Raw genomic sequence first — 15,065 nt, 5'->3', positions numbered from 1 at the left:
GCGAACCGTCGAACCATGCCGGAAAAGGAGTGAGTTGCGGTGATTTCTGGGTCGGTCATCGCGTGGCATCCCTGTTTCCGGCGAGCAAGAACGTACCGGCTGTGACGGAGTCGCCACGCACTGTTTGGCTACAAACCGGATATCTCATCCGTGATCTGCCATGAAGTGCCATCCTTTGCGGCCAACTTGTGCCGTAGCCGTTGACGGTCCGACGCGTTGAACCGTGTGGACCGGGAGGCTCCCGACTCCCGACCCGCTCGTCCAAGGAGGAGTTCCGTGGTGGAGGCCGGGATGGATACCAGCCGGATCAGCGATCCCCCGTGCGACGCCTGCGACGTCGTCACCGTGCCGACCCGGCAGGGTCTGGAGGCGGTCGACATCCTCAGGCGGGGAGCCGGCGAGGCGGTGGGTTCCGTGCTGCACGACGACGGCTGCGACACCCTGGGATTCCTGGTGCCGCCGGGCACCGCCGCCGCCTGGGACGTGCCGGGCAGCACCTGTACGGAGACGGACGGCCGCGGACTGAGCATCGTCGCGGAGCCCGAGCCGCCCGTGGAGGGCTCCGACTGGCTGCTGCCGCCCGGCGAGGCGGACCTGGCGACCGACCCCGCCGTGCTGCGGGCCGCGCTGGGCGAGGCGGCCCGGCTGATCAGGGCCGCGGACAGCTGCCGCTGACCGGCCGGCCCGACCACGGACCCGCGATGGTCCGATAATGGGCCGATGGGAAAGTCCAGGAACGCCCGCCGCGAGCGCGCCGCCGCCGAAGCCGTCGTCGAGGACGTCGACCAGGGGCGCGCCGAGCTGGTCCCCGACCGGGACCGGAGCCGGGCCTGGACGCTGCTGATCGACGGCGCCCCGCAGTCGCACGTCGACCTCGACGACCCGCGGTACCTGTCCTTCGAGTACCAGCGCCGCATCGGGCACCTCATCGACCTCGCCGCCCCGCCGGGCCGGCCCGTCCAGGCCGTGCACCTCGGCGGCGGCGCCCTCACCCTCGCCCGCTACGTCGCCGCCACCCGCCCCCGCTCCACCCAGCAGGTCGTCGAGCGGGACGCGGCCCTGGTCCAGTTGGTGCGCCGGGAGCTTCCCCTGGACCCCGGCGCGCGGATCCGGGTGCGCTCCACCGACGCCCGCGCCGGACTGGCCAAGGTGCCCGACGGCTGGGCACAGCTGATCGTCGCGGACGTCTTCGGCGGGGCCCGCACCCCGGCCCATCTGACCTCCACCGAGTTCCTCGACGAGGTGCGGCGCGCGCTCGCGCCCGGCGGGGTCTACGTCGCCAACCTCGCCGACGGCCCGCCGCTCGCCCATCTGCGCGGCCAGATCGCCACCGCCGCCGCCCGGTTCGCTGAACTCGCCCTCGTCGCCGACCCGGCCGTCCTGCGCGGCAAGCGCTTCGGCAACGCGATCCTCGTCGCGTGCGACCACCCGCTGCCCGTCGCGGAACTCACCCGCCGCGCCGCCGGTGACCCGCAGCCCGCGCGCGTGGAACACGGCCGCGCGCTCACCGACTTCACCGGCGGGGCCGTACCCGTGACGGACGCGGCCGCCGTGGACTCACCGGCCCCGCCCGCCTCCGTCTTCCGGTGACCCGGCACCGGTGACCCGGCGGCCGGAGGCGGCTCAGTAGGTGCCGATCTCCACCCGCGGCGGCCCGTCGTGCCAGGTGCAGAACACCGACACCCGGTCCGCGCCCGAGGTGAACTCCACCCGGATCCACGACTCCGTCTTCCACACCTGCATCGACCAGCCCGTGCCCGGCGTCGCCGACACCAGGGACGCGGACGACGTACCGAGGTCGAAGACCGCGCGGCCCCCGTCGGTGTCGTAACTCCTGACCCGCCCGGACGTGGCGGGGGAGGGGCTCGTCGCGCCCTCGGGAGCGGGGGACGGCGCGGTCCGCGACGGGGCGGGATCGGGCTTGCCGGAACTCCCGCTCGGCGCGGGCGAGGGACTGCCCGACGGGGACGGCGACGAGGACGGAGACGGCCGGCTGGTGGACGACGCCAGGGACTCCCCGCCGCCGTCGCCGCCCTCTTCGTCCCGCACACTCGCGTCGGCCGCCGTGATGGGCAGCGCGCGCGGGGCGTCGTAGGCCGTGCCCGCCATCACCGTGTGGACACCCCACCACGACAGCGTGACCGCCGCGCCGGTGGCCAGCAGCCAGGCGATTACGTGGACAAGTCCTCTGCGCATCGCGGCCATACTGCCTCACCCGTCCCACGCGTGTCGCCCGAACGCGGTGTGACGGAGGTCTGCGCGGAGTTGTCCACAGGCCCGGACGCGGAGTTGTCCACAGGCTCGGACCGGGCCGGTCCGCATGGCGTACGGTGCCGCCCATGGCAAGTGTGCTCGTGGTCGAGGACGACCAGTTCGTACGCTCGGCGCTCATCCGGCAGCTGACCGACGCCTCGCACACCGTGCGCAGCGTGGGTACGGCCCTGGAGGCGCTGCGCGAGGTCGCCCATTTCCGTTTCGACGTGGTGATCCTCGACCTCGGACTGCCCGACCTGGACGGCTCCGAGGCGCTGAAGATGCTGCGCGGCATCACCGACGTACCGGTGATCGTCGCCACCGCCCGCGACGACGAGGCGGAGGTCGTACGGCTGTTGAACGCGGGCGCGGACGACTACCTCACCAAACCGTTCTCCGTCGAGCACCTGTCGGCGAGGATGGCGGCCGTACTGCGCCGCGCCCGCGGCGGTCCCGCGGAGGCGGCGCCGTCGAGCATCATCAGGGTCGGCGGCCTCACCGTCGACCCGCTGCGCCGCCAGGCCGAACTGGACGGCGCGGCCCTCGACCTGACCCGCCGCGAGTTCGACCTGCTCGCCTTCCTGGCCGGCCGGCCGGGCGTCGTCGTGCCCCGCAAGGAGCTGCTCGCCGAGGTCTGGCAGCAGTCCTACGGCGACGACCAGACCATCGACGTCCATCTGTCCTGGCTGCGGCGCAAGCTCGGCGAGACCGCGGCCCGGCCGCGCTATCTGCACACCCTGCGCGGCGTCGGCGTGAAGCTGGAGCCGCCGGCCGTGGACACTCCCGCAGTGGAGCCGCCGCGATGAGATGGGCCCTGGTCAAGGTGTCGCTGGCGGTCACCGCGATGGTCGTGGTCGCCTTCGCCGTCCCCCTCGGACTCGTCATCCGGGAGATGGCCCGCGACCGTGCCTTCTCCAATGCCGAGCGGGAGGCCGCCGCCGTCGCCCCGGCCCTGTCCATCACCACCGACCGCGAGCAGTTGGAACGCGTCGTCGCCTCCGCCGGCTCGGACGCCGGGATGGCCGTACACATACCGGCCTCGGCGAGCGGGTCCGGTGCCGATACCGATACCGATGCCGGCACCGGCACTGGCGGCCCCACCGACATCGGGCGGCAGCGCGCCACCGACGAGGACATCGCCGCCGTACGGGAGATGGGGCGGGCCTCCACCACCGAGGTGGGCGGCGGCTCCACCCTGCTCCAGCCGGTCGCGCTCAGCTCCGGCGAGATCGCCGTCGTCGAGGTGTACGTCCCCGAGTCCGAGGTGACCAACGGGGTCGGCACGGCCTGGGCGGTGCTCGCCGCGGTCGGCGCCGCCCTGATCGTCGGCTCGGTCGCGGTCGCCGACCGGCTGGGCGTACGGATGGTGCAGCCCGCGCGGCGCCTGGTCGAGGGCGCGCATGAGCTGGGGGAGGGGAAGCTGGGCTCGCGGGTGCCCGTGGAGGGGCCGAACGAACTGCGCCGCGCGGCGGTCGCGTTCAACTCCATGGCCGACCAGGTCGTCCAACTCCTCGCCAACGAACGGGAGCTGGCCGCCGATCTGTCCCACCGCCTGCGCACCCCGCTGACGGTGCTGCGGCTCAACGCGGCCTCGCTCGGCGACGGCCCGGCCGCCGAGCAGACCCGCGCCGCCGTCGAACAGCTGGAGCGCGAGGTCGACACGATCATCCGCACCGCCCGGGACGCCAAGCCGCAGACGGCCGCCGCCGGTCCCGGCGCCGGGTGCGACGCGGCCGAGGTGGTCCGGGAGCGGATGGGGTTCTGGTCCGCGCTCGCCGAGGACGAGGGCCGCAAGTGGCGGGTGGCCGGCGCCGACCGCCCGGTGCGCATACCCGTGGCCCGCACCGACCTGGCCGCCTCCCTGGACGCCCTGCTCGGCAACGTCTTCCGGCACACCGCCGAGGGCACCGCCTTCGCGGTCGACCTGCACAACGGCGAGGACGCGGTGATCGTGCTCGTGTCCGACGCCGGCCCCGGCATACCCGACCCCGAGGCCGCCATGGCCCGCGGCCGGGGTTCGGGCACCGACGGGTCGACCGGGCTCGGCCTGGACATCGTGCGCCGGCTGGCGGAGTCCACCGGCGGCGACGTACGCATCGGCTCGTCCGTTCTGGGCGGTACCGAGGTGCGGATCTGGATCCAGCTGGACGGGCGGACGGCGCCGGTACGGCAGCGCGGGCACCGGGGTGCCGTGCGCCGCCGCCGGCACCCCCGGACGGGCTCGACCTTTAATCGGCCCCGATCCCTTCCTTAAGCGCACCCTAAGATCGCCAACCCCCGTCCGGATCAGGCTCTTTGCCCGTTTCCGGCTCGCTAGCGTGCTGCCGCACCCCCACCCCGCCCCCGCAGGTCTCCCGCGGAGGCACCGTGAACAGCGAAGGCAGGCACGTGATGCGCACGCACCGACGCAAGCTCAGTGGCAGGAACAAGGCGATCGGCGCCGTCGTCGCGGCGGCCGTGGCCGGCGGTGGCGCGCTGCTGTTCACCAGCACCGCCCAGGCGGCAGGGGTCGGCGCCGCGTACACCAAGACCAGCGAGTGGTCGACGGGTTACACCGCCCAGTACGTCGTCACCAACAACAGCGGGCAGGCGAAGACGGACTGGACGCTGGAGTTCGACCTGCCCTCCGGCGCGAAGCTCGGCTCACTGTGGAACGCCGAGTCGAAGGCCGACGGACAGCACATCACCGTCACCCCGCCGAAGTGGGACACGGACGGACTGAAGGCCGGCGAGTCCGTGACGGTCGGCTTCGTCGTCAACGGCACCGCCGACCCCACCGGTTGCCTCGTCGACGACGCCACGTGCTCGGCGGACGACGGCGCCACCCCCGAGCCCAGCGGCCGCCCCACCGACCCGCCGGCCCCGACGCCCACACCGACCCCCACGGCCACCGACACCGCCGAACCGACCCCCACCGACACCACCCCGGCGCCCACCAAGACCCCCGGCAACGGCACCGCCGCGGGCGCCGGTTTCGCGCCGTACGTCGACACCTCCCTCTACCCGGCCTTCGACCTGCTCGCGAGCGCCGAGGCGACCGGCGTGAAGAACTACACCCTTGCCTTCGTCACCGACGGCGGCGGCTGCACCCCCAAGTGGGGCGGCGTCACCGACCTCGGCGGCGACGCCGTCGCGAACCAGATAGGCGCCCTGCGCGACGCGGGCGGCGACGTCCGCGTCTCCTTCGGCGGCGCCTCCGGCTCCGAGCTGGGCACGACCTGCACGTCGGCGGACGCGCTGGCGGCCGCGTACGGCAAGGTCGTCGACACCTACCAGCTCACCAAGGTCGACTTCGACGTCGAGGGCGGCGCGCTGCCCGACACGGCCGCCAACACCCGCCGCGCCCAGGCCATCGCCGCGCTCCAGAAGGACCACCCCGGCCTGGACGTCTCCTTCACCCTCCCCGTCATGCCCGAGGGCCTGACCCAGGCGGGCGTCGACCTGCTCGCCGACGCCGAGAAGAACGGCGTGGAGATCAACACCGTCAACATCATGGCGATGGACTACGGCCCCGCGTACAGCGACGACATGGGCACCTACGCCGAGCAGGCCGCCACCGCCACCCAGGCCCAGGTCAAGGGCGTGCTGGGCCGCTCCGACAGCGACGCCTGGAAGACGGTCGCCGTCACCCCGATGATCGGCGTGAACGACGTCGCCTCCGAGATCTTCAAGGTCGACGACGCCACCCAGCTGGTGGAGTTCGCGAAGTCCAAGGGCCTGGGCGGACTGTCCATGTGGTCCGCGACCCGCGACAAGGCCTGCGCCGGCGGCCCGAAGCCCTCGGCCGACGCCACGTGCAGCTCCATCGACCAGGAGGCGAACGCCTTCTCCAAGGCATTCGCCGCCTACAAGTAGGGCCGGGCTTCCCCCGTTATGTTTTCCGCGGTCCTGCAAGAGGGCCGCTGGCCTCCGAGCCCGGCATGACTGTGTCCCCCTGTTGAACCGTATGACCTGGGGGGTGGTGTTCACCGGGCCCGAGAGGTGCCGTCGGAGACGCTGATGAGAGGTCCGGCCACCGTCCGGTCCGGTGCAATACCGGGCAGTTCACGGGCGGCAGGTCTGCATAACGTGGATGCGCGCGTACGACACCGATGCCCAGGCCAGCCGTGCCAAAGGAAGTGGAGAGCACGATGTTCGACACCGGCGACGTGGACGTCTTCCTCGGCCTGGACGTCGGCAAGACCGCCCATCACGGCCATGGACTGACCCCGGCCGGCAAGAAGGTCTTCGACAAGCCCCTGCCCAACAGCGAGCCGAAGCTGCGGGCCGTCTTCGACAAGCTGGCCGCGAAGTTCGGCACCGTCCTGCTGGTCGTGGACCAGCCCGCCTCTATCGGAGCCCTGCCGCTGACCGTCGCAAGAGACGCGGGCTGCAAGGTCGCCTACCTGCCGGGCCTGGCGATGCGGCGGATCGCCGACCTCTACCCGGGCGAGGCCAAGACCGACGCGAAGGACGCCGCGGTCATCGCGGACGCCGCCCGCACCATGCCCCACACCCTGCGGTCCCTGGAACTCACCGACGAGATCACCGCCGAGCTGACCGTCCTCGTCGGCTTCGACCAGGACCTCGCGGCCGAGGCCACCCGCACCTCCAACCGCATACGCGGTCTGCTCACCCAATTCCACCCCAGCCTGGAACGCGCCCTCGGCCCACGCCTGGACCACCAGGCCGTCACCTGGCTGCTGGAACGCTACGGCTCCCCCGCCGCACTGCGAAAAGCCGGACGCCGCAGGCTCGTTGACGGAATCCGGCCCAAGGCCCCGCGCATGGCCCAGCGGCTGATCGACGAGATCTTCGACGCGCTCGACGAGCAGACCGTCGTCGTTCCCGGCACCGGCACGCTCGACATCGTCGTCCCGTCGCTGGCCCGCTCGCTCGCGGCTGTTCACGAACAGCGCCGAGCTCTGGAAGCACAGATCGGGCAGCTGTTGGAGAAGCACCCTCTTTCCCAGGTCCTGATCTCGATGCCGGGGATCGCGATCAGGACCGCTGCCACCTTGCTGGTCACCGTCGGCGACGGCACCAGCTTCCCCACCGCCGCCCACCTGGCCTCCTACGCCGGCCTCGCACCCGCGACAAAGTCGTCGGGAACCTCGATCCACGGCGAACACGCACCACGAGGCGGCAACCGGCAGCTCAAACGCGCGATGTTCTTATCCGCGTTCGCCGCCCTGCACGATCCCGCCTCCCGGACCTACTACGACCGATGCCGAGCCAGAGGAAAGACCCACACGCAGGCTCTTCTCCGCCTCGCCCGACAGCGGATCAGCGTGCTGTTCGCGATGCTCCGAGACGGCACTTTCTACGAACACCGAACCCCACGCCTCGCTTGACGAAAGACATAGAGGCACCCCCCACACCGGCCCCACGAGCGGGGCGCGGCATCCCCCCGTGGAATGCCGCGCCCCGCTTCACTCGCCCCCGTTGCCCCCTTTCCCCAAGGGGGTTACTCGGCTTCCCGAAGGGGTTACTCGGCCGAGTCCACCGGCGGGAGCGTGCCCGTGCGGGCCGCCCGGCCGTACCACAGGGCACTCGACTTCGGGGTGCGCTGCTGGGAGACGTAGTCGACGTACACCGCGCCGAAGCGCTTCTCGTAGCCGTACGCCCACTCGAAGTTGTCCAGCAGGGACCACAGGTAGTAGCCCCGGACGTCGGCCCCGTCGGCGATGGCCTGCCGGACCGCCGAGAGGTGGCCGTTCAGGTAGGCGACCCGCTCGGGGTCGTGCACCGTGCCGTCCGCGCCCGGCTTGTCGTCGTAGGCCGCGCCGTTCTCGCTGATGTACAGCGGCATGCCGGGGGCCTCCCGATTGTAGCGCATGATCAGCTCGTGCAGGCCGGTCGGGTCGACACTCCAGCCCATCTCGGTGCGCTCGCCCGGCGGCTGGTGGAACGCCACGTCGTCCGCGGCGGGCCACGGCGAGTGGTCGCTCGAGCCGTGGCCGTCGGCGCGCGGGGCCCGCGAGTCGGCGTCGGCGGCCGACACCACGGTGGGCGTGTAGTAGTTGAGGCAGATCGCGTCGATCGGCTGGCGGATCTGCCCCAGGTCGCCGTCCTGGACGTGCGACCAGTCGCTGACCGAGGCGGTCGCCTCCAGGAGGGACTGCGGGTAGGCGCCGTGCAGGATCGGGCCGTGGAAGATCCCGCCGGACAGGTCGTCGATCTTCCGCGCCGCCGCCAGGTCCGCGGGGCTCTTCGACAGCGGCCGGACGACGGAGGTGTTGAGGCTGATCGCCACCGAGTTGCGGGCCGGCATCACCGAGCGCAGCGCCACCGTGCCCAGGCCGTGCGCCAGGTTCAGGTGGTGCGCGGCGCGCAGCGAGGCCGCCGGGTCGGTGCGGCCGGGGGCGTGCACACCGGAGGCGTAACCGAGGAAGGCGGCGCACCACGGCTCGTTGAGCGTGATCCACTGCTCCACCCGGTCGCCGAGCGCCTCGCCGACGATCTGCGCGTACTCGGCGAACCGGTACGCCGTGTCCCGCTCGGGCCAGCCGCCCGCGTCCTCCAGCTCCTGCGGCAGGTCCCAGTGGTAGAGGGTGACGGCGGGCTTGATCCCGGCGGCCAGCAGCTCGTCCACCAGGCGCCGGTAGAAGTCCAGGCCGCGCTGGACGGCGGGGCCGCGGCCGGTCGGCTGCACCCGGGGCCAGGAGATCGAGAAGCGGTAGGCGCCGAGGCCCAGGTCCTTCATCAGCGCCACGTCGTCGCGGTAGCGGTGGTAGTGGTCGACGGCGATGTCTCCGGTCTCCCCGCCGGCCGTCTTCCCGGGCGTGTGGCTGAAGGTGTCCCAGATCGATGGGGTACGGCCGTCCTCGCGCACCGCACCCTCGATCTGGTACGCCGAGGTGGCGGCGCCCCAGAGGAAGGCAGGGGGGAAGGTCACCGGGGTCACCGGCGTTGCGGACTCAAGCATGGAAGCGCTCCCATAGCGGGTGGTGGCGGGGTCGTCCCGGTCGCGCAGACCGACCGGTGGGACCGACGGGGTAGGAAGGACGAGGGGGGAAGCCGGGGCGGCGTCGACCCGAACCGGGGCCGGGGCGGCGGTGACCCGGCCCCCGGGGTGGGGTGTCAGCCCTTGACGGCGCCCTGCATGATGCCGCCCACGATCTGCTTGCCGAAGATCGCGAACACCAGGAGCAGCGGCAGCGTACCGAGGAGCGCGCCGGCCATGATCAGGGACTGGTCCGGCGTGTAGCCGCGGCCCAGCCCCGCGATCGCGACCTGCACGGTCGGACTGCCGTTCTGCGTCAGCACCAGGAACGGCCACAGGAAGTCGTTCCAGGACTGCACGAACATCAGCATGCCGAGCACGGCCATCGCGGGCCGCGCCGCCGGGAACACCACGTGCCAGATCACGCGCCAACTGCTGGCGCCGTCCACGCGCGCGGCCTCGATGATCTCGTCCGGCAGGGCCTGGAGCAGGTACTGCCGCATGAAGAACACACCGAACGCGTTCACCAGGGACGGCAGGATCACCGCCTGGAGCTGGTCGGACCAGTCCAGCTTCGCGACCATCATGTACAGCGGGATGATGCTGAGCTGCGGCGGCACCATCATCGTGCCGATGACGATCAGCATCAGCGCGCCCCGCCCGCGGAAGCGCAGCTTGGCGAAGGCGAACCCGGCGATCGTCGAAAGGAAGACGATGGTGAACGCCGAGATCCCCGCCACGATGGTGGTGTTGAGGAAGGCCTCGCCGAGGTTGGCGTCGTTCCAGGCGACCTCGAGCTTGTCGAAGAGGTTGCCGCCGAACCACAGGGGCGGCGGCGTCTGGGCGAGCCGCTGGTTGTCGCGCGAGGCGGCGATCGCCGACCACACCAGCGGGAACAGCGAGCCGATGGTGAACAGGGCGAGGATGATGTAGGCGATCGGCCCGGCGTGCAGCGTTCCGCCGGCCCGGGACGCCTTGGAACGTCGTCGGCCCCGCCGGGGCGGCTCGGGTACCGCGTCGGCCGGGGGTTTCGTCATGGTCGTCGTCACGGCCGGTTCTCCTTAACTACTGGCGCGCAGCCGGCGCGAGATGACGGCGTTGAGGATCCCGATCACGATCAGGATCAGGAACATCGCCCAGGCGATCGCGGAGGCGCGGCCCAGGTGCTGGTTGACCCACCCCTGCTCGTACAGGTACAGGCCGAGCGTCTGGAACTGGTGCTGGGAACCGCCCGAGGCGCCCTTGTTGGCGTCGAACAGCAGCGGCTCGCCGAAGACCTGCGAGGCGCCGATGGTCGACACGACGACCGTGAACAGGATCGTCGGACGCAGCGAGGGCAGCGTGACGTGGATGAACTGCCGCCAGCGGCTGGCGCCGTCCAGCGCCGCCGACTCGTACAGATCCTGCGGGATCGCCTGCATCGCGGCCAGGTAGATCAGCGCGTTGTAGCCGGTCCAGCGCCAGATGACGATCGTGGACACGGCGAACTTGGACGACCACGAGCCGTTCTGCCAGTCGATCTTGTCCAGGCCCACCATGTCGAGGACCCAGTTGATCATGCCGTAGTCGCGGCCGAAGAGCAGCACGAAGACCAGCGAGGCCGCGGCGATCGACGTCGCGTACGGCGCCAGCATCACGACCCGGTAGAAGGTCGAGGCACGCAGCTTGTAGTTGAGGATGTGCGCGAGGCCCATCGCCATCAGCAGCTGCGGCACCGTGGAGATGATGCCGATCCACAGCGTGTTCTTCGCGGCGTTCCAGAAGAACTCGTCGTCGAAGATCCGGGTGTAGTTGTCCAGGCCCGTCCACTTCATGTCGGTGGGCGCGGTCAGCTCCACCGTGTGCAGCGAGGCCCAGCCGGTGTAGATCAGCGGAAAGAGTCCGAAGGCGAGGAAGAGCAGGAAGAACGGCGAGACGAACGCGTACGGACTCCAGCGCATGTCCCGCTGCCAGCGGCGGGAGAGCTTGGCCCGCTTCTTCCGATCGGCCTCCGCGGACGCCCTGCCGCCGGGCGGGCGGCCCGGGGCCGCGCCCCCCTTGACGGGGGACGCGGCGGTGTCGTGCCGGGTGGTCATTCCGGTCACTTCTCCAGGTTGTTGTCGATGGTCTTCACGGCGTTCTCCCAGGCTTCCTTGGCCGACTTGCCCTGGGTGACGAGGATGACGCCGTTGTCGGTCAGACCCTGCTGGACGATCTGGTCCTTCGGGCCGATCACCTGGGTCGGGATCTCCTCGGCGGCCTTGGCGAACAGCTCGCCGATCGGCGCGTCACCGGTCATGTCGTTCTTGCCGCCGGTCACCTCGGGCAGCTTGTACGCGGCGGGCGCGCTCGGGAAGCTGCCCATCTTCGAGAACAGCTTGGCCTGCTGCTCGGGCGCCGTCAGCCAGGTGATCAGCTTCTGGGCCTCCTTCACGTGCTTGCCGCTCTTGGGCACGCCCAGGAAGGTACCGCCCCAGTTGCCGGCCTTCGGGGCCTGGGCGACGTCCCACTTGCCGGCGGAGTCCGGCTGCGACTTGGCCTTGATCGTGCCGAGCATCCACGGCGGGCAGGCGACGGTGGCGAACAGGCTGTTGGAGATGGTCTGGTCCCAGGACGGCTGGAACTGGGTCTGCGACTGGACCAGCCCCTTCTCGGCCGCCTCGGCGGTCAGGTCGAAGGCTTCCTTGATGGCCGGGTTGGTCTTGTAGATGACCTCGCCGGACGCGTCGTAGAACTTCTCGTCCTCGCTGCTGGTGATGGCGTTGATCAGACCGCCGGGCGAGTCCATGAAGTAGGTGTCCTTGCCGGCACCCTCCTTGTACTTCTCGCCGGCCGCGATGAACTTCTTCCAGTCACCGGCCCACAGCTTGGAGACCTCTTCGCGGTCGGTCGGCAGCCCCGCCTTCTTGAACAGGTCCTTGCGGTAGCAGATGGCCATCGGGCCGATGTCGGTGCCGAGGCCGACGGTGGCGCCTTCCTTGGTGGTGGCCTGCTGCCACTTCCAGTCCAGCCAGTTGCTCTTCTGGACGCCCTCGGCCTTGGACATGTCCACGAACTTGTCCGCCTGGGTCGCGACGACCTCGGCTATGTTGCCGACCTCGATCGCCTGCACGTCCTGGAGGCCGCTGTTGGTGGTGAGGTGGTTCACCAGGGCGGGGTAGTAGTTCTCGTTCCGCTCGGTGACGTTCTCCTCGATGTTGATGTCCGGGTTGAGCTTCTCGTACTCCTCGTAGAGGCCGGCCTCCTTGAAGCCCATCGTGCCGAACAGACCGAGGGTGATCGTCGTCTTGCCGCTGCTGTCGCCCGACGACGAGCCGTCCTCGTCGTTCCCGTCGTCGGCACAGCCGGCCAGCAGCCCGGCGCCCAGCGACGCGATGGCCGCCATGACCACCACCTTGCGGGCGGATCGTGTACGTGCTGCTCGCATTGCGTCCTCCTGTTGCCCTGACGTGCCGACCCCCCGGCCAACTACATGGTTGGACCCGCTGCTTCATGTCGTTCGTTCGTTGCTGCGGCTCGGGCGGGGAACGTGCGGGATGTGTATGTGCCAGGTAGTGTGGGAGCGCTCCCACAAGTGATGTGTTGAAGAGTCGTCGGTCCGGGCGGGGGTGTCAAGGGAACGGACGCGACGAATTGCGTTCAGTTATCGGCCTGTTAACTGGACGTTGCGAGCGGCGCGGAGACACCCCCGTACGACGGTGGAGGGTCCGGAGTCGGTCATTACACCCGACCGGCCTGTTAAATTCCAGGCCAGCCGCAGAGTGCGGGGGTGTCGACGGGAGGCGGAGCCGATGGCAGGCCACGGAGCGCGTGGGCGGAGTGGGGGCCGACCCACCCTCGAAGAGGTGGCGGCACGGGCGGGCGTCGGCCGGGGCACGGTCTCCCGGGTGATCAACGGCTCGCCCCGGGTCAGCGACGCGACCCGGGCGGCCGTCGAGGCGGCGGTCGCGGAACTCGGCTACGTCCCGAACACGGCGGCCCGTGCGCTGGCGGCCAACCGCACGGACGCGATCGCCCTGGTGGTGCCGGAACCGGAGACCCGTTTCTTCGCGGAACCGTACTTCTCGGACATGCTGAAGGGTGTCGGCTCCGAGCTGTCCGACACCGAGATGCAGCTGCTGCTGATATTCGCGGGCAGCGACCGGGAGCGGGAGCGGCTCGCCCAGTACCTGGCCGCCCACCGGGTGGACGGCGTCCTGCTGGTCTCGGTGCACGCGGACGATCCGCTGCCCGACCTCCTGACCCAGCTGGAGATCCCCGCGGTGATCAGCGGCCCGCGCTCGGCCACGGAGTCGCTGGCCTCGGTGGACTCGGACAACTACGGCGGCGCCCGCTCGGCCGTCGAGCACCTGCTGTCCCGGGGGCGCGGCCACGTGGCCCACATCACCGGCCGCCTCGACGTCTACGGTGCCCAGCGGCGCGTCGACGGCTACCGCGACGCCCTGCGGGACGCGGGGCACGACCCGGACGAGGCACTGATCGAGGCGGGGGACTTCACCGAGGAGGGCGGTCACCGCGCGATGGTGGAGCTGCTGCGCCGCCGCCCCGAGGTGGACGCGGTCTTCGCCGCCTCGGACGTCACCGCGGCGGGTGCCCGCCAGGCCCTGCGCCAGGCGGGCCGGCGCATCCCGGAGGACGTGGCGCTGGTCGGCTACGACGACTCGGCCATCGCCCGCCACATGGAGCCGCCGCTGAGCAGTGTGCGCCAGCCCATCGAGGAGATGGGCCGCGCGATGATCGACCTGCTGCTGACCGAGATCGCGGACCGCCGGCCGGCCGCCTCGCGGGGGCTGGAGCGGCACCAGGTGGTCCTGGCGACCGAACTGGTGGAGCGCAGGTCGTCGTGAGGCCGTGGGCGGGGCGGCGCGCGCGCGGTCGTGCGGGCCGCCCCGCCGGCGTGTCAACGCGAATCAGCCGGTGACCTCTTTCGAGAGTCACCGGCTGATTCCTCAGGGTGAGTGACGGGACTTGAACCCGCGGCATCCTGGACCACAACCAGGTGCTCTACCAGCTGAGCTACACCCACCAAGGCCGGTGCTCGAATCCCGCATGGCGGGGTTCCCGACCGGCTGAGAAAAAGTGTACAGGGTCCGAAGGGGTGCTCGCGCCCGCATTTCGGGAGGCCGCCGCCCGGGCGGCCGCGCCCCTATCCGGCGGGTACGACGTGCTTCGCGGCGATCGCCTTGGCGGTGTCGGAGTCGGGGCCGGGCTGCGGGACGAAGACCGCCTCCCGGTAGTAGCGCAGCTCGGCGATGGACTCGCGGATGTCGGCGAGCGCGCGGTGGTTGCCGTTCTTCTCGGGGCTGTTGAAGTACGCCCGGGGATACCAGCGGCGGGCCAGCTCCTTGATCGAGGAGACGTCGACGATCCGGTAGTGGAGGTAGTCCTCCAGCGTCGGCATGTCCCGCAGCAGGAAGCCGCGGTCGGTGCCGACCGAGTTGCCGCACAGAGGGGCCTTGCCGGGCTCCTTCACGTGCTCGCGCACATAGGCCAGGACCTGGGCCTCGGCGTCCGCCAGGGTCGTGCCGCCGTCGAGCTCCTCGAGCAGGCCGGACGCGGTGTGCATCTGACGCACCACCTCCGGCATCGTCTGAAGGGCCCGCTCCGGCGGGCGGACGACGATGTCGACGCCGTCACCGAGGATGTTCAGCTCGGAGTCGGTGACGAGGGCGGCAACCTCGATGAGCGCGTCGTCGGACAGCGAGAGGCCGGTCATCTCGCAGTCGATCCACACCATGCGATCGTTCATGCGGGCCACTTTACGGTGGGCGTCTGTCTATTGGTCCCCGGCGTCGGTGCTGGGCTCGCTGGGGGCTGCCGCCCCCAGGCCCCCGCTTCGGCCTGGACGGCCTCGTCCTCAAGCGCCGGACGGGCTGAAGTGGCCCGTCCGGCGTTTGAAGTGTCACGT

13 protein-coding genes and 1 tRNA gene are annotated in these 15,065 nt (G+C 71.0%); 7 read left to right on the top strand and 7 right to left on the bottom strand.

Annotated elements, in window-relative coordinates; all coding sequences use genetic code 11:
- Positions 1-291 precede the first annotated feature (291 nt).
- Positions 292-675 carry a hypothetical protein gene (locus ACGH7X_RS14395; RefSeq protein ID WP_399885332.1) on the top strand — a complete coding sequence of 128 codons (384 nt, stop codon included), beginning with the start codon at positions 292-294 and terminating at the stop codon, positions 673-675.
- Between the two features lie 45 nt (positions 676-720).
- Positions 721-1,590: a spermidine synthase gene (locus ACGH7X_RS14390; protein WP_399885330.1), complete on the top strand. Its 870-nt coding sequence runs from the start codon at positions 721-723 to the stop codon at positions 1,588-1,590.
- A 33-nt stretch (positions 1,591-1,623) separates the two neighbouring features.
- On the opposite strand, the gene ACGH7X_RS14385 is transcribed toward ACGH7X_RS14390, so the two are convergent.
- Positions 1,624-2,196 carry a hypothetical protein gene (locus ACGH7X_RS14385; protein ID WP_399885329.1) on the bottom strand — a complete coding sequence of 191 codons (573 nt, stop codon included), beginning with the start codon at positions 2,194-2,196 and terminating at the stop codon, positions 1,624-1,626.
- 143 nt (positions 2,197-2,339) lie between these two features.
- Here ACGH7X_RS14385 and ACGH7X_RS14380 point away from each other — a divergent pair, with 143 nt between their 5' ends.
- The 4 genes from ACGH7X_RS14380 to ACGH7X_RS14365 all read left to right on the top strand — a co-directional run bounded on the left by ACGH7X_RS14380 (position 2,340) and on the right by ACGH7X_RS14365 (position 7,586).
- The gene (locus ACGH7X_RS14380) at positions 2,340-3,059 is read left to right on the top strand and encodes a response regulator transcription factor (protein WP_399885327.1); all 720 of its coding nucleotides are present in this window, start codon (positions 2,340-2,342) and stop codon (positions 3,057-3,059) included.
- Positions 3,056-4,507, top strand: coding sequence for a sensor histidine kinase (locus tag ACGH7X_RS14375; protein WP_399885324.1), 1,452 nt, complete (start codon positions 3,056-3,058; stop codon positions 4,505-4,507). The genes ACGH7X_RS14380 and ACGH7X_RS14375 overlap by 4 nt, the downstream gene beginning before the upstream one ends.
- A gap of 137 nt (positions 4,508-4,644) precedes the next feature.
- A complete protein-coding gene (locus ACGH7X_RS14370) occupies positions 4,645-6,108 on the top strand; it encodes a cellulose binding domain-containing protein (protein ID WP_399885322.1) in 1,464 nt (487 codons plus the stop codon).
- Positions 6,109-6,383: 275 nt separating this feature from the next.
- On the top strand, positions 6,384-7,586 hold the full coding sequence (locus ACGH7X_RS14365) for an IS110 family transposase (protein WP_399882081.1): 1,203 nt from the start codon (positions 6,384-6,386) through the stop codon (positions 7,584-7,586).
- Between the two features lie 134 nt (positions 7,587-7,720).
- Here ACGH7X_RS14365 and ACGH7X_RS14360 read toward each other — a convergent pair whose 3' ends face one another.
- The 4 genes from ACGH7X_RS14360 to ACGH7X_RS14345 form a co-directional block, all read right to left on the bottom strand.
- Positions 7,721-9,160, bottom strand: a complete 1,440-nt coding sequence (locus ACGH7X_RS14360; protein ID WP_399885320.1) for a GH1 family beta-glucosidase — start codon at positions 9,158-9,160, stop codon at positions 7,721-7,723.
- Between the two features lie 155 nt (positions 9,161-9,315).
- Positions 9,316-10,227, bottom strand: coding sequence for a carbohydrate ABC transporter permease (locus ACGH7X_RS14355; RefSeq protein ID WP_399885318.1), 912 nt, complete (start codon positions 10,225-10,227; stop codon positions 9,316-9,318).
- 12 nt (positions 10,228-10,239) lie between these two features.
- A complete protein-coding gene (locus ACGH7X_RS14350) occupies positions 10,240-11,253 on the bottom strand; it encodes a carbohydrate ABC transporter permease (RefSeq protein WP_399897019.1) in 1,014 nt (337 codons plus the stop codon).
- A gap of 5 nt (positions 11,254-11,258) precedes the next feature.
- Positions 11,259-12,584: an ABC transporter substrate-binding protein gene (locus tag ACGH7X_RS14345; protein WP_399885316.1), complete on the bottom strand. Its 1,326-nt coding sequence runs from the start codon at positions 12,582-12,584 to the stop codon at positions 11,259-11,261.
- Between the two features lie 364 nt (positions 12,585-12,948).
- Here ACGH7X_RS14345 and ACGH7X_RS14340 point away from each other — a divergent pair, with 364 nt between their 5' ends.
- Positions 12,949-14,004 carry a LacI family DNA-binding transcriptional regulator gene (locus tag ACGH7X_RS14340; RefSeq protein WP_399885314.1) on the top strand — a complete coding sequence of 352 codons (1,056 nt, stop codon included), beginning with the start codon at positions 12,949-12,951 and terminating at the stop codon, positions 14,002-14,004.
- A 106-nt stretch (positions 14,005-14,110) separates the two neighbouring features.
- Here the strand turns inward: ACGH7X_RS14340 and ACGH7X_RS14335 are convergent.
- Positions 14,111-14,183: transfer RNA gene (locus ACGH7X_RS14335), tRNA-His, on the bottom strand.
- Positions 14,184-14,303: 120 nt separating this feature from the next.
- Positions 14,304-14,906, bottom strand: a complete 603-nt coding sequence (orn, locus tag ACGH7X_RS14330; protein WP_399885311.1) for an oligoribonuclease — start codon at positions 14,904-14,906, stop codon at positions 14,304-14,306.
- Positions 14,907-15,065: the final 159 nt, after the last annotated feature.

This window comes from Streptomyces sp. BBFR51 (genome assembly GCF_044591655.1).
GTDB lineage: Bacteria > Actinomycetota > Actinomycetes > Streptomycetales > Streptomycetaceae > Streptomyces.
This window is presented reverse-complemented; position numbering and strand designations above follow the sequence as displayed.